Source organism: Mesorhizobium sp. M0898 (assembly GCF_040319695.1).
Classification (GTDB): Bacteria; Pseudomonadota; Alphaproteobacteria; order Rhizobiales; family Rhizobiaceae; genus Mesorhizobium.
Map to the genome: position 1 here is coordinate 1 of NZ_JAMYOE010000061.1, position 23,239 is coordinate 23,239.

Annotated in this window: 20 protein-coding genes and 2 pseudogenes; 15 read left to right on the plus strand and 7 right to left on the minus strand. The window is 60.1% G+C overall.

Annotated features, from left to right (window positions below; translation table 11 throughout):
- Positions 1-169: 169 nt before the first annotated feature.
- The 4 genes and pseudogenes from NKH90_RS31485 (at position 170) to NKH90_RS31500 (ending at position 2,184) form a co-directional block, all read left to right on the plus strand.
- On the plus strand, positions 170-1,195 hold the full coding sequence (locus NKH90_RS31485) for a zinc-binding alcohol dehydrogenase family protein (RefSeq protein ID WP_352823080.1): 1,026 nt from the start codon (positions 170-172) through the stop codon (positions 1,193-1,195).
- Between the two features lie 101 nt (positions 1,196-1,296).
- A pseudogene (locus NKH90_RS31490) lies at positions 1,297-1,398 on the plus strand (EamA family transporter); the annotation flags it as partial.
- A gap of 132 nt (positions 1,399-1,530) precedes the next feature.
- Positions 1,531-1,758, plus strand: a complete 228-nt coding sequence (locus tag NKH90_RS31495) for a CopG family transcriptional regulator (protein ID WP_352817828.1) — start codon at positions 1,531-1,533, stop codon at positions 1,756-1,758.
- Positions 1,703-2,184, plus strand: a pseudogene (locus NKH90_RS31500) (TA system VapC family ribonuclease toxin). Before NKH90_RS31495 ends, NKH90_RS31500 begins: the two are co-directional and overlap by 56 nt.
- A gap of 141 nt (positions 2,185-2,325) precedes the next feature.
- On the opposite strand, the gene NKH90_RS31505 reads toward NKH90_RS31500, so the two are convergent.
- The 4 genes from NKH90_RS31505 to NKH90_RS31520 form a co-directional block, all read right to left on the minus strand.
- On the minus strand, positions 2,326-2,781 hold the full coding sequence (locus NKH90_RS31505) for a type II toxin-antitoxin system VapC family toxin (protein ID WP_352823062.1): 456 nt from the start codon (positions 2,779-2,781) through the stop codon (positions 2,326-2,328).
- On the minus strand, positions 2,762-3,004 hold the full coding sequence (locus NKH90_RS31510) for a type II toxin-antitoxin system Phd/YefM family antitoxin (RefSeq protein WP_352467423.1): 243 nt from the start codon (positions 3,002-3,004) through the stop codon (positions 2,762-2,764). Before NKH90_RS31510 ends, NKH90_RS31505 begins: the two co-directional genes overlap by 20 nt.
- A gap of 457 nt (positions 3,005-3,461) precedes the next feature.
- On the minus strand, positions 3,462-4,589 hold the full coding sequence (locus NKH90_RS31515; protein ID WP_352823065.1) for an NAD(P)/FAD-dependent oxidoreductase: 1,128 nt from the start codon (positions 4,587-4,589) through the stop codon (positions 3,462-3,464).
- Between the two features lie 64 nt (positions 4,590-4,653).
- Entirely contained in the window at positions 4,654-5,655 is a 1,002-nt protein-coding gene (locus NKH90_RS31520; RefSeq protein ID WP_352474449.1) for an SIS domain-containing protein, read from the minus strand.
- A gap of 103 nt (positions 5,656-5,758) precedes the next feature.
- On the opposite strand from NKH90_RS31520, the gene NKH90_RS31525 reads away from it, so the two are divergent.
- From NKH90_RS31525 to NKH90_RS31540, 4 genes are all read left to right on the plus strand, one after another.
- Positions 5,759-6,595 (plus strand): PfkB family carbohydrate kinase, encoded by an 837-nt coding sequence (locus NKH90_RS31525; protein ID WP_352771831.1) that lies wholly within the window; start codon positions 5,759-5,761, stop codon positions 6,593-6,595.
- A 180-nt stretch (positions 6,596-6,775) separates the two neighbouring features.
- Positions 6,776-7,612: an ABC transporter substrate-binding protein gene (locus NKH90_RS31530; protein WP_352614840.1), complete on the plus strand. Its 837-nt coding sequence runs from the start codon at positions 6,776-6,778 to the stop codon at positions 7,610-7,612.
- A gap of 76 nt (positions 7,613-7,688) precedes the next feature.
- Entirely contained in the window at positions 7,689-9,218 is a 1,530-nt protein-coding gene (locus NKH90_RS31535) for an amino acid ABC transporter permease/ATP-binding protein (RefSeq protein ID WP_352823082.1), read from the plus strand.
- 88 nt (positions 9,219-9,306) lie between these two features.
- The gene (locus NKH90_RS31540; RefSeq protein ID WP_352614842.1) at positions 9,307-10,452 is read left to right on the plus strand and encodes a LacI family DNA-binding transcriptional regulator; all 1,146 of its coding nucleotides are present in this window, start codon (positions 9,307-9,309) and stop codon (positions 10,450-10,452) included.
- A 234-nt stretch (positions 10,453-10,686) separates the two neighbouring features.
- On the opposite strand, the gene NKH90_RS31545 is transcribed toward NKH90_RS31540, so the two are convergent.
- Positions 10,687-11,763, minus strand: coding sequence for an FAD-binding oxidoreductase (locus tag NKH90_RS31545; protein ID WP_352823069.1), 1,077 nt, complete (start codon positions 11,761-11,763; stop codon positions 10,687-10,689).
- Between the two features lie 91 nt (positions 11,764-11,854).
- Positions 11,855-12,712 (minus strand): LysR family transcriptional regulator, encoded by an 858-nt coding sequence (locus tag NKH90_RS31550; protein WP_352503720.1) that lies wholly within the window; start codon positions 12,710-12,712, stop codon positions 11,855-11,857.
- Between the two features lie 133 nt (positions 12,713-12,845).
- On the opposite strand from NKH90_RS31550, the gene NKH90_RS31555 reads away from it, so the two are divergent.
- The 7 genes from NKH90_RS31555 (at position 12,846) to NKH90_RS31585 (ending at position 20,701) form a co-directional block, all read left to right on the plus strand.
- Positions 12,846-13,928, plus strand: a complete 1,083-nt coding sequence (locus tag NKH90_RS31555; protein WP_352503721.1) for an amidohydrolase family protein — start codon at positions 12,846-12,848, stop codon at positions 13,926-13,928.
- Positions 13,929-13,939: 11 nt separating this feature from the next.
- Positions 13,940-14,293: a Rieske (2Fe-2S) protein gene (locus tag NKH90_RS31560; protein WP_352503722.1), complete on the plus strand. Its 354-nt coding sequence runs from the start codon at positions 13,940-13,942 to the stop codon at positions 14,291-14,293.
- A gap of 112 nt (positions 14,294-14,405) precedes the next feature.
- Positions 14,406-16,013, plus strand: a complete 1,608-nt coding sequence (locus NKH90_RS31565; RefSeq protein WP_352823071.1) for an ABC transporter substrate-binding protein — start codon at positions 14,406-14,408, stop codon at positions 16,011-16,013.
- A 94-nt stretch (positions 16,014-16,107) separates the two neighbouring features.
- Positions 16,108-17,154: an ABC transporter permease gene (locus NKH90_RS31570; protein WP_352503724.1), complete on the plus strand. Its 1,047-nt coding sequence runs from the start codon at positions 16,108-16,110 to the stop codon at positions 17,152-17,154.
- On the plus strand, positions 17,151-18,035 hold the full coding sequence (locus NKH90_RS31575; protein WP_352503725.1) for an ABC transporter permease: 885 nt from the start codon (positions 17,151-17,153) through the stop codon (positions 18,033-18,035). The genes NKH90_RS31570 and NKH90_RS31575 overlap by 4 nt, the downstream gene beginning before the upstream one ends.
- Positions 18,025-19,656 (plus strand): ABC transporter ATP-binding protein, encoded by a 1,632-nt coding sequence (locus NKH90_RS31580; protein WP_352503726.1) that lies wholly within the window; start codon positions 18,025-18,027, stop codon positions 19,654-19,656. The genes NKH90_RS31575 and NKH90_RS31580 overlap by 11 nt, the downstream gene beginning before the upstream one ends.
- Before the next feature lie 187 nt (positions 19,657-19,843).
- Positions 19,844-20,701, plus strand: a complete 858-nt coding sequence (locus NKH90_RS31585) for a protein-L-isoaspartate O-methyltransferase family protein (protein WP_352823075.1) — start codon at positions 19,844-19,846, stop codon at positions 20,699-20,701.
- Positions 20,702-20,786: 85 nt separating this feature from the next.
- Here the strand turns inward: NKH90_RS31585 and ftsH are convergent, their stop codons facing one another.
- Positions 20,787-22,709 (minus strand): ATP-dependent zinc metalloprotease FtsH, encoded by a 1,923-nt coding sequence (ftsH, locus tag NKH90_RS31590; RefSeq protein ID WP_352823078.1) that lies wholly within the window; start codon positions 22,707-22,709, stop codon positions 20,787-20,789.
- Positions 22,710-23,239: the final 530 nt, after the last annotated feature.

The following is a 23,239-nucleotide window of genomic DNA, read 5'->3' on the forward strand; positions in this document are numbered from 1 at the left end:
ATAATACTCCCCCCCCCCACACATACAACCCCCCTCATTTTCGGGGCGGCCTCGTATTTTTTAAACACCCCCCCCCCCCCGGGCGGCGGGGGCCCCCCCCCCCCCCCCCCACTTCCTGTTGCCGGACTCCAGCTTAGCAAGGGGGTGAATTATAGTCATGGGCCCCACCATCAAAGTCGTGCGATGCGCTGAGCCGGGCAGGCTGGTGTTTGAGGAGCAGCAGGCACCAGGCACTCCGCCCGAAGGCTGGGCACTGATCAATGTCGCCTATGTCGGGATATGTGGAACCGACTTCCACATCTTCGAGGGCAGGCATCCTTATCTCGCCTATCCGCGCGTCATGGGCCATGAGGTTTCGGGAACAATCGCGGCAATCAACGCGCCGGTGGACCTGTCGGTTGGAGAGCAAATCCTCGTCAACCCCTATTTTGCCTGCGGAAATTGTGCCGCCTGCCGCCAGGGAAAGCCGAACTGCTGCATGTCGATCGAGGTGCTTGGCGTGCACCGTGACGGTGCCATGAGCGAGCAGATTCTCGTGCCGGCGCAGAACTTGATACCAGCGGCCGGCCTGTCACCGGTCGAGGCTGCCACGGTCGAGTTTCTGGCCATCGGTGCTCACGCGGTGCGCAGATCCATGGCGGGGCCGGGCATTCGCACCTTGGTTATCGGCGCCGGGCCGATCGGCCTTGGCACCGCGCTTTTTGCGCGCATAGCGCAACTCAACGTGACCGTCATGGACGTCGATGCCGAGCGGCTGGCCTTTGCCGCAAGACAATTGGGCTTCCTGGTGATCGACGGGTCGAAGGGATCGATCGTCGAAACGATAGCGGAGCGAACTGCGGGAGCAGGTTTCGACGTCGTCTTCGACGCCACGGGGAACAGCCGTTCGATGCAGTCTGCCTTTGCCTATGTTGCCCATGGTGGCGTCATGGTGATGGTCAGCGTCGTGCCGGACGACATAACCTTCTCAGATCCAGAGTTCCACAAGCGGGAAATGATGCTGATCGGCAGTCGCAACGCGACGCGTAGCGATTTCCAGCACGTCATTGCCTCGATCCGCGCTGGAAAAATACCAATCGACCGACTCGTCACCCATCGCACTACCCTGCGAGACAGCCCACGCGATATTGCGATCTGGGCGCAGCAGAAGTCCGGTCGGATCAAGGCTGTTGTCGACGTGGCTGGAGCTGGCTGACGTCGGCAAACACAATCAAGATATGTGACCGCAGCCCTGATGCTGCATTGTGGGAGGGGGAGTTGCTCGGTGACGCCAGGCTAAGCGGCGCGCTTGACACAGTATTCGGAGTGGGTTTCCTAAGTGAACAATTGTCCCTGCCGAACTGGCTTGGCGTTTCACTGATTGCAGCGGGCGCAGTTCTCGTCGCATACAAAGGTTGAAGCCGTGAAGCGACGATCCTTCCGGCACAAAATGCGTTCACGCCAAGTCCGCCGGGTATTCGCATCGTTTGAGTATCCGACGTCGCTATTTTATATGATGCGTGATGTTTGATGCGCACCAAGCAGGGCAACATGAGAACCACACTGGCGATCGATGACGATGTCCTGGTTGCAGCCAAGGCCACCGCCCGGCAGCAGGATCGCAGCCTCGGCGAGGTCATCACCGATCTCGCCCGGCGCTCGCTGCGTCGGCCTCAAGCCGGCGGCGAGCGCAACGGGATTCCTCTACTGTCGCCTCGGCCGGATGCACCTCCCGTCACGCTTGAGACGGTCAACGCCTTGCGAGACGAACTGCCGTGACGTGCTCGATGTCAATGTGCTGATCGCACTGATAGATCCTGGCCACGTCGCCCATGACGACGCGCATGGAGTTCGAAGAGACCGGTAACTCGGCATGGCTACGTGTCCCATCACCGAAAACGGCGTCCTGCGCATCGTCGGCAACCAAAGATATCCCAATTCTCCCGGCTCACCAGCTGTTGTTGCGCGAATCGTTACCAAGTTGCGGACCCTGCACGGGCACAGCTTCTGGCCCGCGATGTGAGCCTGGTTGGCTCCGGCGACATTGATGCAGCCAAAATCCTGACCTCGGCGCAGGTGACGGCTACGTACCTTCTCGCGCTCGCCAAGGCGCGCGGCGGCCAACTTGCCAGCTTTGACCGCAAGCTGTCAGCGGCGGCCGTGAAGGGCGGGAAGTCTGCACTGCATCTGATTCCAACAAGGTAGAGACTCTTCGGTGCGGTCTACCTCCGATCTTCTCGGGTTTCTTCGGCGAGAAAGTCGCGGAGGTCCAGAGTCAGCACGGAATCGAGAGCGTCAAAGACTTCTGCACGTCGAACAACATAGGCAGGTGGTCGAGCGAAGAGGTCAATTGCCATTCGCGAGCGGCCCGAGAATTTGGACTCCCTGGCGGCGTGCGGCAAGTGCGAGCTTCCGATCGAGGGTGGCCAGCGGCAACTCGGTTTCGATTGCCAGCGCCAGATAGGCGGCGTCATAGGCGCTGAGCCCGTGCGAAGCCGCTAATGTCAGCACTGCGCCGTCCGACCCGCCGCCGGCGTCCTCCAGCGGCAATCGGCGCAGCCGTGCCATGGTGGTGGCAGCTTCGCCCGCCGCGATGCGGCCACGCCGCTCGGCCATCAATACGACGTTACGCGCCTCGTGCCAGAACAGGGAAGGGACAGGCGCCGTTGCTCCCGGCAATCGTCGCATCAGGGCGGCCGCCGCCTCACTGTCTTCATCAGGAAGAATCCAGGCAACGGCCATGGAAAAGTCGACAACGAAAGGCATCAGACGATGATCGCCATCAAGCGCGACGCCCTTCATCGCGCCAGGCCCGAATTTCGTCCTGCGTCACGGGCTTGGCGCGAGCGCGGGCAGCGCTGATCTCTTCGATCACGGCTTCGACATCGTTGCGCCGTTGAATCCGCGACAGTTTAGCGATGGGATCGTTGCCGCGCGAAATAATCACCTCCTCGCCGGCTTCTACCCTTGAAAGCAGTTCCGAGAGATGCGTTTTGGCCTCGCCAACTTTCACCGTGATGGTCATTTTCCTGTCCTTGCGCGCGTCGGGTCAACGTGGCGAGCCGTGTTCATTACCGAGCTGAGTGTAGATTGCTCGACAATCGCGCTTGCACGCGACGATAGGCGCAATCCTGCCCCTTGGTCAAGGCTTGGTCAAGTCACTGCCGACCCCTCGCACGCCGCAAGGCGGGCCGTCTCTTGACAAGGTGAAATCGTTCTGGAGCAACGGCTTCTGATCATGCGCAGTGTCTGATTTTGCGGGCGGAATCTTGCGCAACTTGTCGCGGTTATCGCACTCCAGTGGATCGCGAGTGGCTATCTGACCATAGTTTGCGGGGCATTCTTCTTCGGGCGTTCGCGCTTGGAGGCGCAGCGCCGACCTCTCGCCGTCTCTGTTGCCGTAGCACGACAACCCGATCACGCGGCTCTTCCCCAGGCCCGCGACCCATCTGGACAGTTCGGCCTTGCCCCAAATTGCCCTTTCAGCTGAAACGATTAGGGCGGAACGTTGCAAGCATGGGATGCGGATTGCCAGAGGCGATTTCTTTGGCAAGCAATTCGCCGACGATCAATCCAAGCGTGGCGCCGCTGTGGCTGAAGGCGACGTGAAGTTCGGCAACGGTCTCGACGCAGCCAAGCACTGGCTCGCCGTCGCCGGGGATGGGCTTCGGGCCAACTGCATAGGCAGCGAGTTGGAGCCGCGGATTGCCCTCGAGCACCGCACTAGCCTCCTCGAGCAGTCCTTTGACGGTCTTGTCGTGCACGGTGTAGGTTCCGTCAGAGTTGACCACGACTTCTTCCTCCGACCACGCCGAATCCAAAACAAGTGCGCCGTCCGGCGTCGGGCGAACCGCCACGCGGGGCGTATTCAGCACGGCACAGAGCTCGGTCTTGATCGGCTTGGTCTTCAAGAGAAGTGAAATTGGCGTGGCGTCGGGGACACGAACTCCGATCTCTGCGAGCATGATAGGCGTCGCTGGCCCGACCGCAAGGACCACTGCATCCGCCTTTACCGGCACACCGTCGGCAGTGACGACGCCACGCGCGCGACCACCTGTGGCATCTATCCGGACGCGTCCAGCGTCCCGAACAAACTTGCCGCCACGGGAGCGGAACTCATTGAGCAGCAGACTGATCAAAGACGGCAGGTCAACCCATCCTTCGCCAGGATTGAAGATGGCGCCCTGGGGGGTAATTGCGCTCGCGTTGACGCCGGGCACCACTGCACCGACTTCGGCAGGGCCGAGCAGAAGCGCGTCATAACCAATATCCTGCTCCAACTGGCAGACGGACGCGATCTGGTTCGTCTCGTCATCCGCATCCCAGGTGAGGCCGCCGTCAAAGCGAAGCCACGATCCCGTTTCCGGCCTTGTGGCGGCCAGGGTCCGATAACGGTCGATGCCTGCAAGCCTCAAGCGGTGGTAGGCAGTGTCCGCACGTCGCGCTGAGTTCAGCCAGGAAAGTGAACGGCCGGATGCACCGTTGGCTGGCGCGCCGTCGTTGACAAGCGTTACATCAAGGCCAAGACGAGCAAGGTGCAACGCGGAAGAGATGCCGAAGATGCCCGCGCCGATAACAACAACATGGCGCGGCTTTGGTGATGCGGTCATAGAGAAATCCTTCTTCGCAGAAGCCGGGCTGGGAGTTGTTAGATGGCTGCAGAGCGCGGCGGAATTAATAGTCGGTGAGCTTCTTCATGTAGCGCCGGCCCTCAAGCATTGGACGGCCGCGCAGGGCGGCCAGCTCGTAGGCAAAACGCCAAAGCGTGTCGAAGAACACCAAGGGCACGAGATAGGGTTTGATGTGTTCGGACATACCGCTGAGGTCGAGTTCCGCTCCATCGAGCACCAGGACGTTTTCCCGGCTGCCGTACTTGAAAAGGAAGTCTCGGGCGCGTTCGGGAAGGCTCCGCGTTTCGTCCAAACCCAGCAAGACCACGAAGCAAGTATCCCGGTCGACCACCTCAAATGGGCCGTGAAAGAACTCGTTGGCGTGTATGGCCTGCGAATCGTACCACTGCATCTCCATCAACACGCAGATGGCGTACGAATAGGCCGCACCATAGCTGGCACCGCTGGCCAGTGTGTAGATCGCATTGCGCGGCGCGAAACGGGGGGCGAAGGCCTGAAACCGGTCGGCATAGGTCCGGTGCGCACGCTCGATCGCCGGCTGAAGATGGCTCAGGCTCGTCAGCAGATCGGCAGTTAGCCCGGCATCCTCCCGAGCATCGATCAGGCCGGCGAGCAACATATAGAGCACGCCGTAGTTGCTGCAGGCTGAATCGATTGCTTTGCCCGTCGTGTAGGAGGCCTGGTAGGCGACTGCGTGGTCGACCGCCAGCGCGAGGGGCGATATCTGGTCGAGCGTCATGCCGATTGTCGTTGCGCCTCGATCCTTTGCATGATTGGCCGCTCGCACAGTTTCGCGGGTGGTGCCGGTCTGCGAGCAAAGGACAACGAGCGCGTCAGGTCCCAACCGTCGCGGGTCTCGGCAGACGAACTCATCCGCGTTGTAGATGTCGCAGGCGAATGTGCCGCTGTGACGGTCGACGAAGTATTTGCCTGCCATCATGATCGAGAGCGAACCGCCGCACGCCACGAGGAATAGGTGCGAAAACTGCGTGCCCGCCGTAGCGGTCAGGGCGCGTTCCACGTCGGAGGGCAGGGCGGAAATCATGAGCTTCCTCGTCTCGTTGGCAGAGCTAGGGGCGGGCCCACAATTGACAGGTGGGCGGCCACTGTGCGAACGTTATCACACCCTTTAAACTGAAAGTCCTGCAATGGTCAAGATTGCCGCGATAGGCGATAACGTGGTCGATTGTTATCTTGCTCGCGACGAGATGTATCCTGGTGGAAATTGCCTCAATGTCTCGGTTTATGTCAGCCGCTTCGGCGGGCGATCGGCCTATGTCGGAGCGATCGGCAAAGACCGGGCAGGGGACCTTATCTGCACTGCACTGGCGTCGGAGCGCGTGGACATCACCCGATTACGGCGTCTCGAGGGACCGACCGCTTACTGCCTCATAGGTCACCGCAACGCCGATCGGATTTTCCTGGACTTCGATCTCGGAGTTTCGGTGTTTACGCCGACGCAAGAAGATCTGGATTTTCTCTCGGGCTTTCAGGCCGTCCACATCGGCCAGTCCAGCGGTTTGGACCCGTGGGTTGCCGCTGTATCAAGTAAGTCACTGTTGTCTTATGATTTTTCCACGCGACGGGACCCGGGACATCGACGCGAGATTGGACCCTATTGCTATCTGGCTTGTGTCTCGGGTGACGGTCTCGACGACAAGGAATTGGCCGCAATCGCGGCCGAATTGCTTGCACGTGGTTCAAAGTGGGTTCTTGTGACTCGTGGTCGAGCCGGCGCGGTGCTTCACGGCGACACCGTCTCTTACCGAACCCCGGCGCGGTTGGTCAAACCCGTCGACACCCTGGGCGCGGGCGACACCTTCATCGCAAGAACGCTATTCGGCCTGCTTAAGAAAGAGGCGCCTCAAGACATTCTCGGCCATGCCGCAGAGGCGGCTGCTGCTACCTGCCGGTACTACGGGGCAATCGGCCATGCGACAGCAATCGACCTAGGAAAGATGACGCCGGAGATCCCCCAGGCTTAAGACTGGAAAACCATCTAGCTGCGAAATTCTCCGAAACAATTGACGCGAGAAATGGACAATGCTAGAGAAAATGATAACGTTCTCACCTTCCTGGCCGAACGCCGTCCAAGAGCGTTTTGATAGATGAGACGTCGAGTGGGATCGCAAGGCCGAGTTCGGCCAATCGTAAGAGGAGAAGACATGCACACGAATTCGAGCAGGCGCCTACTTTTGAAATCCGGTCTGGCGCTGACGATCGCGCTGTTGACAGGACTTGGCACGTTGGCCTCGTCAACTCAGGCAAACGCGGCGGACAACCCTTATAACCTCATCGACCCGACGGTGATCAGCGTCGGAACCATGGGCGATGCGAAACCCTATGTCTTCACCGATACCAACGGTAACTTCACCGGCTTCGACGCCGAACTCTTCCGTGATGTGGCGCGCCGGCTCGGGTTCAAGGAGGAGCAGGTCGTTTTCACCGGCCAGGAATTCTCGGCGCTGCTGCCCTCCGTTGCCAACGGCCGCTTCGATGTAGCTGTCGCCGCCATCGGCACAACGGCGCAGCGCAAGAAGACGGTGGATTTTGGCGACGGCTATCTCGCCGGCTACCTGTCGATCATTTCGGCGGATCCGGCACTGACGAGCAATGAGAGCACCGCCGGAAAGCGCATCGGCGTGATCCAGGGAACGCTGCAGGAAATCTATGCCGAGAAGAACCTCAAGGGCGACATTGTCAAATTTCCCGACAACAACACTGCGGTGGCGGCGCTGAATAACGGGACGATTGATGGCCATTTCACTGACTATGAGTCGGCCAAGCAGTATGTGGAGCGCTATAAGAACCTGAAGATTACAATGAACGTGCCGTCCTTCGACGCGCCGGCCGGGTTCGTGGTCAAGAAAGGCAACGATGCCTTCCGCGAGGCGCTCAACAAGGCGCTGCGCGAGGCCATGGACGATGGCACCTGGAAACGGCTGCATGAGAAGTGGTTCCCGGGCACTCCGATGCCGGATCAATATCTGCCCAAGAAGTAAATTCGCGCGTATTCATTTTCGTTTCCGGCCGGGCCCGTCAGCAACGGTGCCCGGCCGAGTTATAGATGGACTTGATATGAGCTGGTTCGATACCTTCGCCCGCAGCTTCCTTGATTTCCAGGCGATGGCAGAAGTTCTGCCAAACATGGTGATGGTCGGCCTCAAGAACACTTTGATCCTGGCCCTTGCCTCGACGTTTTTCGGGACGCTGATCGGTATCGTCCTCGCAGTCATGGGGATTTCAGAGAACCGGCCGCTGAAACTCCTTGCCCGAGTCTACACCGATATCTTCCGTGGGCTTCCTGCCATTGTCACAATCCTGATCATTGGCCAAGGCTTCGCGCGGTTGGGCCGAGATCTGTTCGGTCCATCGCCTTATCCGCTGGGCATTCTGGCGCTCAGCTTGATCGCCGGAGCCTACATCGGGGAGATTTTCCGCGCCGGCATTCAGAGCGTCGAGCGGGGTCAGATCGACGCCACGCGCACTCTCGGTATGACGTATGGCCAAGGCATGCGCCTGGTGGTGATCCCGCAAGGCATCCGTCGCGTCCTGCCTGCACTGGTCAACCAGTTCATCGGCAATGTCAAAGACTCCAGCCTGGTCTATTTCCTTGGTCTGCTCGCCTCCGAACGCGAACTGTTCCGCGTCGGCCAGGACCAGGCTGTGCTGACCGGCAACTTGTCGCCCCTATTGCTGGCCGGAGTGTTCTATCTCGTGATCACGGTGCCGCTGACCCATCTCGTCAACTACATCGACGCGCGCATGCGCGTCGGCAAACGAATAACCGCCGTGCAGAGTGGCCTCCAAGAGGTCGCCGAGCTTGCCGAAGCCGTCATGCCGGGAGCAGCGACGTTGCCTGCAGCAGCGCCCACACGCTTCAAGGGTGGCGGCATCGAGGTCAAAAATATCGACATGGCCTACGGCGCCGTCCAGGTGCTGCATGACGTCGGTCTGAAAGTGGAGCCCGGGACCGTCACCTGCCTCATCGGTCCGTCCGGATCGGGCAAGTCGACCTTGCTGCGCTGCCTCAACCGTCTCGTAGAATGCCGAGCCGGTGACATTCTGCTCGACGGCGAAAGCATCTACAAGCAGACCCCTGACCAACTCCGGCGGCGTGTGGGCATGGTTTTCCAGCAGTTCAATCTGTTCCCCGACCGTAGCGCGCTCGCCAACATCACCTTGGCGCTGCGCAAAGTTAGACGCATGTCGCGCGAGGAGGCTAATGACGCGGCCTTGGCGAGGCTAAATGAAGTCGGACTGCTGGAGCGCAAGGACCATCGGCCGGCCAATCTCTCGGGCGGGCAACAGCAGCGGGTGGCCATCGCGCGTGCGCTCGCGCTCGAACCCGAAATTATGCTGTTCGACGAAGTCACCAGCGCCCTCGATCCAGAATTGGTCAAAGGTGTCCTGAACTTGATGGCCGACCTCGGGCGGGGCGGGATGACGATGGTGGTCGTTACACACGAGATGAATTTCGCTCGCAAGGTCGCGAACCAGGTCGTGTTCATGGACGAGGGGCGGATCGTCGAGGCAGGCCGGCCAGAAGACCTATTCGACAATCCGCAGAGCCCGCGTCTTCGACGCTTTCTGTCGGAGGTGCTGTAATTCAAATGGTGTGCGCAGCGGCGGGTTCTGCGGTGTTCGGCCTTGCGGGGCGTGCCTAACTGCCGCTAGTTCGTCGCCACGACGTTGCATGGTCGGCGGGACTTGCTGGGTGACTCAAAGATCCAAAAACGCAACTATCATCGAAGTCGCTCGCCGGGCTGGAGTGAGCTCTGCCACGGCTGGGCGCGTGCTTGGTGACTACGGGTACAGCAGCCCTGAGGTCCAGGAGAAGGTGCGCGCCGCGGCATCTGCGCTGGGTTATCGGCCCAATCGCCTGGCCAAAGGCCTGATCACCGGTAAGACCCAGACTATCGGCGTTGTCGTAGGCGACATCGAAAGCCCATTCTATGCAAGCGTGCTGCGCGGAATAGGGGACGTCGCGCGCCGTGGCGGCTTCGGGGTTATCGTTACGAATAGTGACGAAAATGCCGAACTCGAGCGAGAGGCGGTGCAGCTGCTGTTGGAAAAGCAGGTCGATGGTTTAGTCGTCTCATCGACCTTCTTGGACAAGCCGGATCATCTTCGTGACGCAGTCGCGGCCGGCTGTCCCGTCGTGCAGTTCGACCGCATCGTGGCGGGCATGGAAACCGATTCGGTCGTGGTCGATAACGTTTCTGTAACGCGTAGCAGCATAGCGGCGATCATCGCCGCCGGACACAGCCGCATCGGAATATTGGCGGAACTCGGGCCGGACCAACGCGATGATGTTGGTTCCTTTGTGACAAACGCTGATCTCTCCAGCTCCGACGTTCGCTACCATCATCCAAGCTGGCAACGGTTGTTGGGTTATCTCGAAGCCCATCGCGCTGCGGGCATTTCGCCGGATCCACAGTTGATCCGCCGCGTGGCGGTCTATTCCAGCGAGGCAGCCCGAAAGGAGGCACTCGATCTGCTGACAATGCGCAATGCGCCGTCCGCCCTGTTTACCGCCGACGGTGTGATGTCGACAGGCGTTCTGGAGGCGACATCCGCACTGAAGCTTGCGATTCCGGGAGAGGTTTCGCTGCTTTGCTTCGACGATCTCGACTGGATGCAGTTCGTGGCCCAAGGTATCACAGCCATCGCGCAGCCGGCGCATCTGATCGGGGCGACGGCAGCCGAGCTTCTCTTGAAGAGGCTGGCTGGCGACACCGCACCGTTTGAACACCGTGTCCTCGCGGCTCGCCTGGTGAACCGTAATTCGATTGCGGTTCATCTCAACCGCAACGCCCCTGATCCGGCCGCGACGGTGTAGCTGGAGCCGAATTGCCGCGCCTCTTTGTGTCGAGGTCGATCCCATGCAACGGCTGAATGATAGCTCAAGCGTATTGCTGGGTAGGACTTTTGTCGCTTGCGATGCCCAGCGTGAGCTGCGCCAGAAATCGGGCGAGCCCATCCGGGTTCCGAGACCTAATCACGTGCGGTCGCAGTAGTATGGCTTGGTCGTTGAACGCAAAGGCTGCCCGATTTCGTTCCGCGATGGGTACAATTATAGATCAAGCAAAATGTCGCCTTGTGGGCGGCTGCAGCACGCCAGGATGTAGCCTGCCGATTTGTCCTCCAAGGTCAGTCCGCCTAGGTCATCCATGACGACTTCGCCAGACAGCTTGGCGATCCGGCACGTACCGCAAACTCCCTGCTGGCAAGCGGTTGGGACATAGACGCCACATTGGCGCGCCGCTTCCAGCAGGGTCTCTCCGGGCGCGCAGTGATATGCAAGGCCGGAGCGGGCGAAGCGGACCGAAGACGAAACCTTTGAATCCGATAGCGAACGCGAAATGTTGCCGCCCCCGAAGCTCTCCTCATGATACTGTGAAGGGGCGAGCCCGATTGCATCGAGGCAGCTGCGTGCAGCCTTCATGTAGGATTCCGGCCCACAGGCAAAAATCGTGCGGCTATGGAGATCGGGAACCAAGGTCAGGAGCATCTCACTGTTAATTCGCCCGGTTGGACCCGTCCAGGCCGGGTCTCCATGACTGCAAATGCAAGTCACATGAACATTGGGAAAGCGAGCGGCAAGTGCGTCCAGTTCGAGCCGAAAAATGATGTCGTCCGGCGTTCTCGCACTATGAATGAAGTGGATATCCTGGTTTGCTGCGCGGTCGGTAAATGCCCGCAGCATCGACATGACGGGAGTTATCCCGCTGCCACCTGAAAGGAAGAGGGACTTTGCATGCGGCAGATCGTCGAGATTGAACGAGCCGAGCGGCCCTTCGATCTCGATCCCATCGCCCGGCTTCAAATTGTCATGGAGCCAATTCGAAACGAGCCCGCCCGGCGTCCGTTTCACGGTGATCTGCAGGTCGAGCGGTCGCGTCGGCGGTGATGAAACAGAGTAGGAGCGTGTCACCGCGGCCCCCTCGATCCTCAGGTGCACCACAACATATTGGCCAGCGCTGAAGCAGAACATCCGATCTGAAGCGGGTGTGAGAACGAATGTTTTCACATCGTGCGTCTCGTCGATCATGCGTCGGCAGAGCACAAGCTGCGGCGTGGTCTGTGCCCACTCCCGGTGAAGCTTTGTTGGGGCGAAGCCGGAGGCTGCAAAGGCCGCGTAAGCATTCATCATTCAACTCGGGTTTGAAGTGGAGCCAAGATGCCACTTCAAACCCCGCTGAACAGCCGCGCAATCCTGCCGTTATGATCGGCAATTTCGATTACACTTCCAGGGACATTACAGCCACCTGGAGAGCTCGGATGCCCTTGCGAATAATGGGTTCGTGTTTGCGGCGCGCAAGGATCGCGGTGTGGACTGGCTGGTGCAGCGTCGGCGCTCCCTCGACGAGGAACGATGGGAGCTCGGCCGTGAACCGGCGCGCATCGTCGCTGCGCATGTAGCAGGTGCCGCCCGTTCGCCGCAGCATGATCTCCGCCAGAGTTTCCGATCCCGTCGAAAGCCGACAGATCGCCAGCTCGGCCAGCAGCTCTGCGTGCGTCTTTTCCAGCACCGCGGTGTAGCCTGGGCGAATGTAGGTTTCAGGGTCGACATCGGACAGCGTTCTGGCAGCCGTCGAAACCATCACATATTCCTCGACCATCAGATGCTCGTAGGCGATCTCAGGCAGGTAGCGAGGCGCATAAAGCACGGCAATATCGAGATTTCCCATGCTTAGGTCGCTGACCATCTGGTTCGAATAGTCCGACTCGACATGGATCGAGGATTTTGGAAGCGCCTGGCACAGTGTCTCGACCCATCCCGGCAGGACCGAACGGGTCATGCCCACCTGTGCGGCGATGCGCAACGTGCCCTCGAAACGGTTGAACGCTCGCACATCGTGTCGAGCTTGCGACCACGTCGACAGCAAGGATCTGGCATAGGCTTCGAACCGCCGCCCGGCGGCTGTCGGCTCAGCGCCGGCGCGCCCGCGCAGAAAGAGCTCGGACCCGATCGCGCTCTCCAGATTCTTGATGCGGGTGCTGATCGTCGACTGGGTCAACCCCAGCCGGTCGGCGGTACGATTGAAATTTCGCGACTCGATGATGTCGAGAAAGGTTTCGATGTGATCTAGCTGCACATGACCTCCGATCGAAAAAGTCGATCATATTGCGCAGGATCATAAGCTTGATCAAACAATACTCAAGGCGGAAGCTGCACGCGGTGAAATCGGCCGGCAGATCGACCAGGCTGAAGCTACGGAGCTGAGCAACGTGTTCATAGTCGACTGCGATTGTCACAATTACTGGTCGAGCGCGACTGTATTGGAGCCTTACCTTTCCGGCCTCTGGAAGGACATGTTCGTTGAAGGCGAGAAGACAGGTCCCGTTGGCGCCTTCCCGCATGGCCATCGTCCCTGGTTTCATCCGCAGGACTTCTCACGCAAGGACGTCCGTCCGAAAACAGAAGCCGACAACTATCTCATCATGAAGGAAAAACACCTCGACAAGTACAAGGTCGATGTGGCGATCCTGACCGGCGATGAGCCGATCGAGGCTTCCACCCTCGCCAATCCCTATTATGCCAGCGCCCTCGTCAGCGCCTACAATGACTATCAGATCGACCAATGGCTGCCGAAGGACGATCGCTTCATGGGCTCGATCATCGTCGCGCCACAGGATCCGAAGCTCGCGGCCGCCGAGATACGCCGTCTGGGCAATCACCCGCGCATGGTTCAGGTTCTCGCTTCGCAAGGCTCCGTCAAGCCCTATGGCGATCCGTTTTACCATCCAATTTATGAGGCTTGCGCCGAGGTGGGGCTGCCCTTTGCCATTCATCTGGGCGGCCATGGTGGCGTGAATTCGACCGCGATTGCTCCGGCCCCGACGACATTCTTCTGGGAGACCCATGCCATCCTGCACATGTCGGCCATTTCGCATGTCGCAAGCATGATTGCGCATGGCGTCTTCGAAAAATGGCCGGACCTCTACTTCGTGGTCATCGAATGCGGCGTCGCCTGGGTGCCATCGGTATTGTGGCGCCTGGACGCCGACTACAAAGCCCTACGCAAAGAGACGCCATGGCTGAAAATGCTGCCGTCCGAATATTGCCGGCGAAATATCCGCTTTTCCACGCAGCCGCTGGAGCAGCCCGCAAATATTCAGCATCTCTGGTCCACTCTCGAGGCGATGGACGGCGAAAATACGCTGATGTTTGCCTCCGACTATCCGCATTGGGACTATGACGATGCCAACACGCTGCAAATCCCTCCTGCCTGGAAGAGCAAGATCATGGGGCTGAATGCGCTGGAGGTTTACAAGCGCATCCCGCGCGCGCAAGCGGCGAATGCTGCCTGAGGAAGCAGACGATGCCCGAGAAGACATACATCTGTAGAGTCGACGAGATCGAAACCGGATCTCCCTTCATCGCCAAGATCCGCAGCCTTTCGGTCGGCGTTTTTCGCATCGGAGATTCATTCCACGCGCTGCTGAATGTTTGTCCGCACCGCGGCGCTCCCCTTTGCGAGGGGCCGCAATGTGGAACAACTGCACCGGTCGAAGAGGCGCAGTTCATCTATCACCGCCAAAACGAGATCGTGCGCTGCGCCTGGCATGGCTGGGAATTTGACATCAAATCAGGCGCGGCCCTGGTCGATCCGTCCGTTCGTGCGCGCACATTTCCAGTAACGGTCGAGGCGGGCAGCATCTATGTGACGGCCTGATTGAGGTACGGATTCGAAGAGTAGCAGAAATGATGATCGCGGCTAACGGGCAGATTTCTTCACAGGGTGCGTGACGAACAAGAACGCGGAAAATCCGCAATGGGAGAGTCAAATGTCAGAATCTGGATACAAGCTTGCTATCGCTCAAAGCCTGATCGGTCGCGGCAAGATTTCCCGTCGCGATTTCATTAATCTTGGGCTGGCCGCTGGGCTGACGGTCACCGCTGCGGATAAGCTCTTCGTCAGCACGGCCCGCGCCGAACCGCTGCAGGGCGGCTTCGCCAAGCTCGGAATGGCACATGGCGCGACGACGGATTCGATCGATCCGGCCGGCTACCCGGACACCTTCACACAGACAGCGTTCTCAGGCTCGATGTCCAACAGCCTCACCGAGGTCGACGCCAAAGGCAACGTCCAACCGGACCTTGCCGAGAGCTTTGAATCGTCCGATGGCGCCAAAACCTGGGTCTTCAAGCTTCGCAAGGGCGCAACCTTCCACAACGGCAAGAATGTGACGGCGGACGATGTCGTGACTTCGCTTCGCTATCATATGGGCGACGAAACTAAGTCGGCGGCGAAGCCGCTGCTTGAGCCCGTCGCCAGCATTAAGGCGGATGGCCCCGAAACGGTTGTCTTCACGCTGAAAAGCGGCAACGCCGACTTCCCCTACATCATGAGTGACTACCATCTGGTCATCATGCCGGCCAAGGACGGCAAGGCGGATTGGGGATCGGGCGTTCGCACCGGCGCTTTCGTGCTTGAGAATTTCCAGCCCGGCGTTTCGGCCAAACTCAAGCGCAATCCGAACTACTTCAAGAACGGCAAACCCTATCTCGACGAGGTGGAGTTCATCGCCATCACCGATCTCGCCGCTCGCATGGCCGCGCTATCGACAGGGGAGGTAGACTATATCGGCCGCGCCGACCTCAAGACCCTCGGCATGTTGAAACGCAACCCCAAGGTGGAGATCGTCGAGGTCACCGGCTATGGCCATTATACGTTGCCGATGAATGTCACGATGGCGCCGTTCGACAATGCGGATGTCCGGATGGCCTTAAAGTGGGCGATCAACCGTCAGGAGATCGTCGACAAGATCTTTCTCGGTCACGCCACTGTGGCCAATGACAACCCGATCGCGCCGGCGATTAAATTCGCCACCAATCCGCAGCCGCAGCACAGTTTCGATCCGGAGAAAGCCAAGCATTATCTGAAAAAGGCTGGAATGGAGAAACTGAAGGTGGACCTCTCGGTCGCCGATGCCGCTTTTGCAGGCGCGGTGGACGCGGCTGCGCTGATCCGCGAGACGGCAGCCCAGTGCGGTATCGACGTAAACGTCGTGCGCGAGGCCGAGGACGCCTATTGGGACAATGTCTGGCTCAAGAAACCTTGGTGCGCTTCCTATTGGAGCGGTCGCGCGACGGCCGACTGGATGTTCACGCAAGCCTTCGCCGCCGATTCCAGCTGGAACGAGTCGTTCTGGAAAAATCCCCGCTTCAACGAGTTGCTTGTCCAGGCGCGCGCCGAGACGGATGAGGCCAAGCGGGCGGCAATGTATGCCGAGATGCAGCAACTGACGCATGATGATGGCGGCAGCATCGTGCTGGTCTTCAACAACTTCGTCAGCGCCAAATCCAATAAGCTCGCACATGGCGAAGTGGCGCCGAACTGGGAGAACGACGGACTGAAGATGGCCGAACGCTGGTGGATCGCCACTGCGTGAGAGAGCGGGCCGGACCCGCGATGGCTACTGGGCTTCGGCTTGCAGCCGCGTGCCCTGCCGGCAGGGCAGCGACGGCAACGGGAAACGCGAGCAAATGAACCCGGTCGCAAGAACGGTTCTGCAGCGCCTTGGCCTCGGCCTGGTCACGCTGTTCATCGTCTCCATCATTATCTTCTCTGCGATTGCAATGCTGCCGGGCGACTTCGCCAAGGCGATGCTCGGACAATCCGCGACACCCGAAACGGTCGCCGCCTTCCAGCGAGAAATTGGCATCGACCGTCCGCCTGTCGAGCGTTATTTCGTCTGGGTCGGGCAGATGCTCCACGGGGATTTCGGCTCTTCGTTCGCGAGCCGCACCGGATATCGGCGCACCGTCGCCGAGATCATCGCGCCGCGCCTTTACAATACGATGTTCCTCGCATCGATGACCGCGCTGATCGCAGTTCCGCTCGCCCTGGGACTGGGCATCCTCGCTGCGCTCCACCGCAATGGCTGGTTCGACCGGCTGGTGAACGCAGTGACGCTGACAACCATTTCGTTCCCGGAGTTCTTCGTCGCCTATATGCTTGCCTACCTGGTCATCTCGCGCGACACATTCATCGGCTCCGAGTTCGCACAATCCCTGCCGCATTGGCTTGCAGTGTCAGTGAACTGGATACTTAACGCAGTTCCCAAGTTCCCGACATTGTCGAACGTGAACGACCAGACGCCGTTCTGGGATCAGGTCTGGAGAGTAGCCTTGCCGGCGACCACGCTTACGCTCGTCATCGTCGCACACATGATGCGCATGACACGAGCGGCGATCATCAACATGCTTGCAAGCCCCTATATCGACATGGCGCGTCTCAAGGGAGTCTCGCCGATGGCCATCGTACTCAGGCATGCCTTGCCCAACGCATGGGCTCCGATCGTCACGGTGGTGGCCTTCAATCTTGCTTATCTCGTGGTCGGAGTGGTCGTCGTCGAAGTGGTGTTCGTCTATCCCGGCATCGGTCAGCTGATGGTCGACGCGGTCAAATCAAGGGATGTTCCGGTTGTCCAAGCTTGCGCCTTGATTTTCGCGGCAACCTATATCCTCCTTAATCTGACCGCTGACATCATTTCCATCGCCACCAATCCCAGGCTCTTGCATCCACGATGACCAGCTACGAACCCATCGCGCAGGTTCACAGGCTGAGGCGCTCGCGCGCCACCCGGGCCAAAACGGCGCTGAAGAAGGCACCCTTCAGTGCCTGGTTCGGCATCCTCGTGATCATTGGCTATGTCGTCGTTGCGGTCTTCACGCACTGGATCGCCCCATACGGCGAAACACAGGTCTTCAGCGAGGCCTTCGCACCGTGGAACCAGCAGTTCAAATTGGGTACCGACCAACTCGGCCGCGATATGCTCACACGCTTGATTTACGGTGCGCGCAACACCATCGGTATAGCCGTCGCGACTACATTGCTGTCCTTCGCAGTCGGCGTCTCGCTAGGCCTTCTTGCCGCGTTGTATAGAGGATGGCTCGACCAGATACTGTCGCGTGCGGTGGACGTCTTGATGTCGATCCCAAGCCTTATCTTCGCCCTGGTGCTGCTTTCGATCTTCGGCTCGTCGATCACAAGCCTGATAGTCATCATTGCGCTGCTCGATTCTACCCGTGTCTTTCGGCTCGCACGCGCCGTCGGGCTTAACGTGGCGGTAATGGACTATGTCGAAGTGGCGCGATTGCGCGGCGAAGGCCCGAAATGGATCATCGCCAAGGAAATCCTTCCCAACGTGATGCCGCCGCTGGTCGCGGAGTTCGGCTTGCGATTTTGCTTCGTATTCCTCACGATCGCGGCACTGTCCTTCCTGGGGGTCGGTATTCAGCCACCGACCGCCGATTGGGGATCGATGGTGCGCGAGAATGCGACCCTGATCACCTACGGCGATGTCACGCCGCTGCTGCCGGCCGGCGCGATTGCCCTCCTCACGGTCTCTGTGAATTTCGTCGTGGACTGGTTCCTGCATGCAACAAGCGGGTTGCGGGATGAAAAATAGCGCTCCCGGATTGCGCGAAAAAGGCAAGGATCTGCTTCAGATCCGCAATCTGCATGTGGAGGGTTTCTCGGACGAGCGGTGGTATCCCATTGTCCGCGGGGTCGATCTGGCGCTGAAGCGGGGGGACGTTCTTGGCCTGATCGGCGAGTCAGGCGCCGGCAAATCCACCATTGGCCTCGCGGCGATGGGTTACGCCAAGCCGGGCTGCCGTATTACACAGGGCTCGATCCTGTTCGACGGGATCAATCTTCTGGCACTAAGCGAAACAGGGCGGCGTCGCCTCAGAGGCTCCCGTATCGCCTATGTCGCGCAAAGCGCGGCGGCCTCTTTCAATCCGGCCCACCGACTCCTCGATCAGACTGTCGAAACCGTGGTGGCGCATGGGATTGCCAGCCGAGAGAAAGCGAACCGGAGTGCGGTCGATCTTTATCGGCGTCTTCAGCTTCCAGATCCGGAGACCATTGGCTTTCGCTATCCTCACCAGGTTTCCGGCGGACAATTGCAACGGGCGATGACCGCGATGGCGATGGCTTGCCGTCCGGACCTCATCGTCTTCGACGAGCCAACGACGGCGCTCGATGTGACAACGCAGGTCGAAGTTCTCGCCTCCATTCGCAACATCGTGGAGGAGTTCAACACCGCTGCAATCTATGTGACGCATGATCTGGCGGTGGTGGCGCAAATGGCGGACCGCATCATGGTTTTGCGCCATGGACTAACCGTGGAGGAGGCAGAAACGCGCCAGATGCTCGCCTCGCCCACCCAGGAATATACCAAGACGCTCTGGGCCGTGCGCAAGCTCGCCAAGCCCGAAGTTCCGGCCGATGAATATTTGCTTACGATAGACAACGTCACCGCGGCCTACGGCCGGGCGGTTAAGGTGCTCCAGGATGTCTCCATCAAAGTTCCACGCGGAAGAACAGTGGCTGTGGTCGGCGAGTCCGGTTCCGGCAAATCGACGCTCGCTCGCGTCGTTACCGGCCTGCTGCCCCCGCTTTCGGGGTCGATTTCCTTTGCCGGCCAGGCCCTTTCCAAGACCGTGAAGTTGCGCCCAAAAGAGATCCTGCGACGCATACAGATGATTTATCAAATGCCCGACAACGCCCTAAATCCGCGCCAGACAGTCGAAGAAGTTATAGCTCGTCCGCTTGAATTCTACCTTGGCCTCAAGGGTGCACAACGGGATCGGCGGATCGGCGAACTCATGCACATGGTCGAGATGAGCGAAACTTACCTGGATCGTCTGCCGGCCGAACTGTCGGGAGGCCAGAAGCAGCGCGTTTGCATCGCCCGGGCGTTGGCCGCCGATCCGGAGCTGATAATCTGCGACGAAATCACGTCCGCGCTCGACCAGATTGTGCAAGAGGAAATCCTGAAGCTCTTGATCCGGCTTCAGCGCGAGCTCGGCATGACCTACATTTTCATCACCCATGACATTGCCACCGTGCGGGCGATCGCCGACGAAATTGTGGTCATGCACCAGGGTAAAGTCGTTGAGCAGGGATTAAAGAGCGAAATTCTCACGCCGCCGCATGCCCCCTATACCGAACGGCTTCTGTCCTCCGTGCCGGAAATGGATCCGGATTGGCTCACAAGGCTGCTCGCCAGCCGGACGATATGATCGTCGGGCAGAGTGTTCTTCCATATCGCCACGGTTTACGGTCTCGCGGAAGGCGCTCGGCGAGACCGCGCTCGGTCGCAAACGGACAGCGCGCGTCGCCCCGTCCATACGAGGATAGGCGCCCTTTGCCGTCACTCGGTTTTCTGAGAGCATGATGGAGTACGCGCAATCCGGGAGCCGATACTCTATGCCAGCAGAAATCGATGCTAGTGTAGCGCGCCGGTGGTTTGCCGAAGACCTGCGTGTCGCATCACCTGTCTTGCACAATCCTGCGGTCATCGAGGCCTTTGCAAGGGTTCCGCGCGAACACTACCTTGGCGACGGGCCATGGCGTATCCATTCGAGACTGCAAATCGGGGCGGTCCATACCAGCCCTTCAGCCGCGCTTCATGAGATCTACCACGACGTTCTGGTCTTGCTTGACGAAAAACGCGGACTGAACAGCGGCTTGCCGTCGCTTTGGGCATTGGTTTTCGACCATCTGAACATCACTCCCGGCCAGACCGTCCTTCAGGTGGGCGCCGGTGTCGGCTATTTCACCGCGATCCTCGCTGAACTGACGGGTTCTGAAGGACGCGTGATTGCATATGAGATCGACGAAGAACTAGCTCGTCGCGCGCAAGGCAATCTTGCTCATTATGCGCACGTCGAAGTGACGTGCGGTGATGCAACGCAGGCCATTGATCTGCCAGACCTCGATGTCGTGATCGCCTTTGCCGGAGTGACGCACGTGCCGGAACGGTGGCTTTCAAATTTGTCCGACGCTGGCCGGATGGCATTGCCGTTCACGGGTGAAGACCGACGAGGTTTCATGATGCTTCTGGAAAGGGCTGGCGATACGTTTCCCGTACGATCACTTGTGCCATGCGGATTTTACCCCTGCAGCGGAGCCAGGCGCAGTGACGAAGAAAAGGCCTTGATGGTCGCCCTCAAGGCTGCGCGAGGCAAGGTCACCCGTCTCGCGCAATATCACCGAGGGCGACCGAAAAATGGCATCGAGAACGCTTGGTTGGTGACCGACACATACTGGATTTCGAAAGCCTAGATGTCGATCTTGCGTGTCACCGTCATAGCGTGCGGCACGGCTTTCCACGAGCGATTTATGCCGGCGGGAGCAGTCCGAAACATCATTATTGCGTCCGAAATTTCCCCGATCCGCGCGTGGGGATTGCAGCCGCGGTCCTGGCAGGCTGCAGCACAGCCTTCTTCTTATGCGAACTATCCTGCGCAGCACGATCCGCCGTCGAGACGTCTCCGACCAGCGCCGCAAGTTCAGTCTCATCGAGCGTCTCGGTCTCGAGCAGCCTGCGTGCCGCCCTTTCCAGCACGTCGCGCCGGGAGGTGAGCAGGCTGACGCTTCGTTCGAACGCGGCCTCCACAATGTCGCGCACTTCTGCGTCGATGGCATCGGCGGCGGCTTCGCCGTAATCGTGCTCGCGCGGTCCGCCGGCGAGCGGGTTGGGGCTCAGGAAGGAGCGTGGGTCCTTTTCCAGCGCCACGTGCCCGAGTTTTGCCGACATGCCGTAACGCGTCACCATGGCACGCGCTATGTCGGTTATCTTGGCGAGATCATCGGCGGCTCCGGTGGACAGATGGCCGAATACGATCCATTCGGCCGCCCTGCCGCCGAGCAGCACTGCCATCTTGTTGTCCAGCTCCTCGCGTGTCATCAGGAAGCGATCCTCGGTCGGACGCTGGATAGTGTAGCCGAGCGCGCCGACGCCGCGTGGTATGATCGACACCTTGTGCACCGGGTCGACGCCAGGCAGCGCCATGGCTACCAGCGCATGACCCATTTCATGGTAGGCGACGATCTCGCGCTCCTTCGGGTTCAGGAGCCGGTTGCGTTTCTCCAGTCCCGCGACGATGCGCTCCACCGCATCGTTGAAATCTCCCATCATTACCGCATCCGCCTTGCGGCGCGTGGCGAGCAACGTCGCCTCGTTCACGAGATTGGCCAGGTCAGCACCGGTGAAACCGGGCGTCAGCGCCGCCACTTTTTCCGCGTCGACATCCGTCGCCAGCTTGGCCTTGCTCATGTGAACCTGCAGGATCTTGATGCGACCCTGCTTGTCGGGCCGGTCGACCAATACCTGGCGGTCGAAACGGCCGGCGCGCAGAAGTGCCGGATCAAGGATCTCAGGACGGTTCGTCGCGGCCAGCAGCACGACGCCGATCTGTGGATCGAAACCGTCGAGTTCGACCAGAAGCTGGTTGAGCGTCTGCTCCTTTTCGTCGTGGCCGCCGACCATGGTCCCGCGGGCGCGGCCAAGAGCGTCGAGCTCGTCGATGAATATGATTGCGGGAGCCTTGGACCGCGCCTGCTCGAAAAGATCGCGCACGCGCGCGGCCCCGACCCCCACGAACATCTCGACGAACTCCGAACCGGAGATCGAGAAGAACGGGACCTTGGCTTCGCCGGCGACGGCCTTGGCGAGCAGAGTCTTGCCCGTGCCCGGCGGTCCGACCAGCAGCACGCCTTTGGGCATGCGGCCTCCGAGGCGGCCGTATTCGCCCGGGTTCTTGAGAAAATCCACAATCTCCTGCAGCTCGGCCTTGGCTTCATCGACCCCCGCCACATCGTCGAACGTCACGCCGGTATTGGCTTCGACATAGACCCTGGCCTTGCTCCTGCCAATTTGCATCAAACCTCCGACGCCGCCGTCCATGCGTCTTAGAAGCAGCATCCACAGGCCAAAGAAGACGAGCACCGGCACAACCCAGGAAAGCAGGTCGCTCAGGAAGGTGCTTTCGACCTGGCCGGTCACAGTGACACCGTGCTCCTGCAGGTCACGGGCGAGGTTCGGCTCGACGCGTGTGGTGATGAATAGCGGCCTGCCGTCTTGCGGCTCCTTGAAGCGGCCCTGGATGAAGCGGTCCGAAACCTGCACCTCGGCGATTTTGCCGGCGTTCAGCAAGGTCTCGAACTGGCTGTACGGTATCTCGGCGACGTGCTGCGTCGTGGCATAGATATACTGGACGACCATCACGCCCACGAACGCCGCGACCCAGTACCAGATATTGAACCGCGTCTTTCTGTTGCTCATGTCCATGGCGGCCTCCACAGGGAACCGGATATAGGTCGCCAAGCCCGCGCGGCATCGGTGCAGGCCAGGTACGGCGCAAAAAAGTGGGAGGCCCCAGACCGGCCGGCGACGATAGTGGGTCAGTCATTGTCCTTTCCTGTGCGGCATGCCCGGCATGCCGTTTTCCTCCGCCGGATAGCCCCTTCAAAACGTCGTTGAAATGATGGCTGACGGCCGCATTGCACTCGCAGGCAAGCGCCTGCGACCGGTGGCGGTTGCTGCTCTGCAGCAACGCCAGGCAGTTCCAGACAACATCTGCGCCGGCATGCGGCCGCTTTTCCGCATCGCAAGGATCCAACACTCAGGCGAGAGCCGGACCTATGGAACCCTACATGAATGGACGCGGAGAGAACGCGCCAGTCCTCGCCCCGCGGCGGGGGGGGGGGCGGCCGGGGGGGGGGGGGGGCCCCCCCCGCGCCTGGTGCCCACCACCATGTCGGAGCGCTCGGTCAGCAGCGTGTTGATCAGTTGCGGCGCGTCCTCCGGCGCATAGGTGC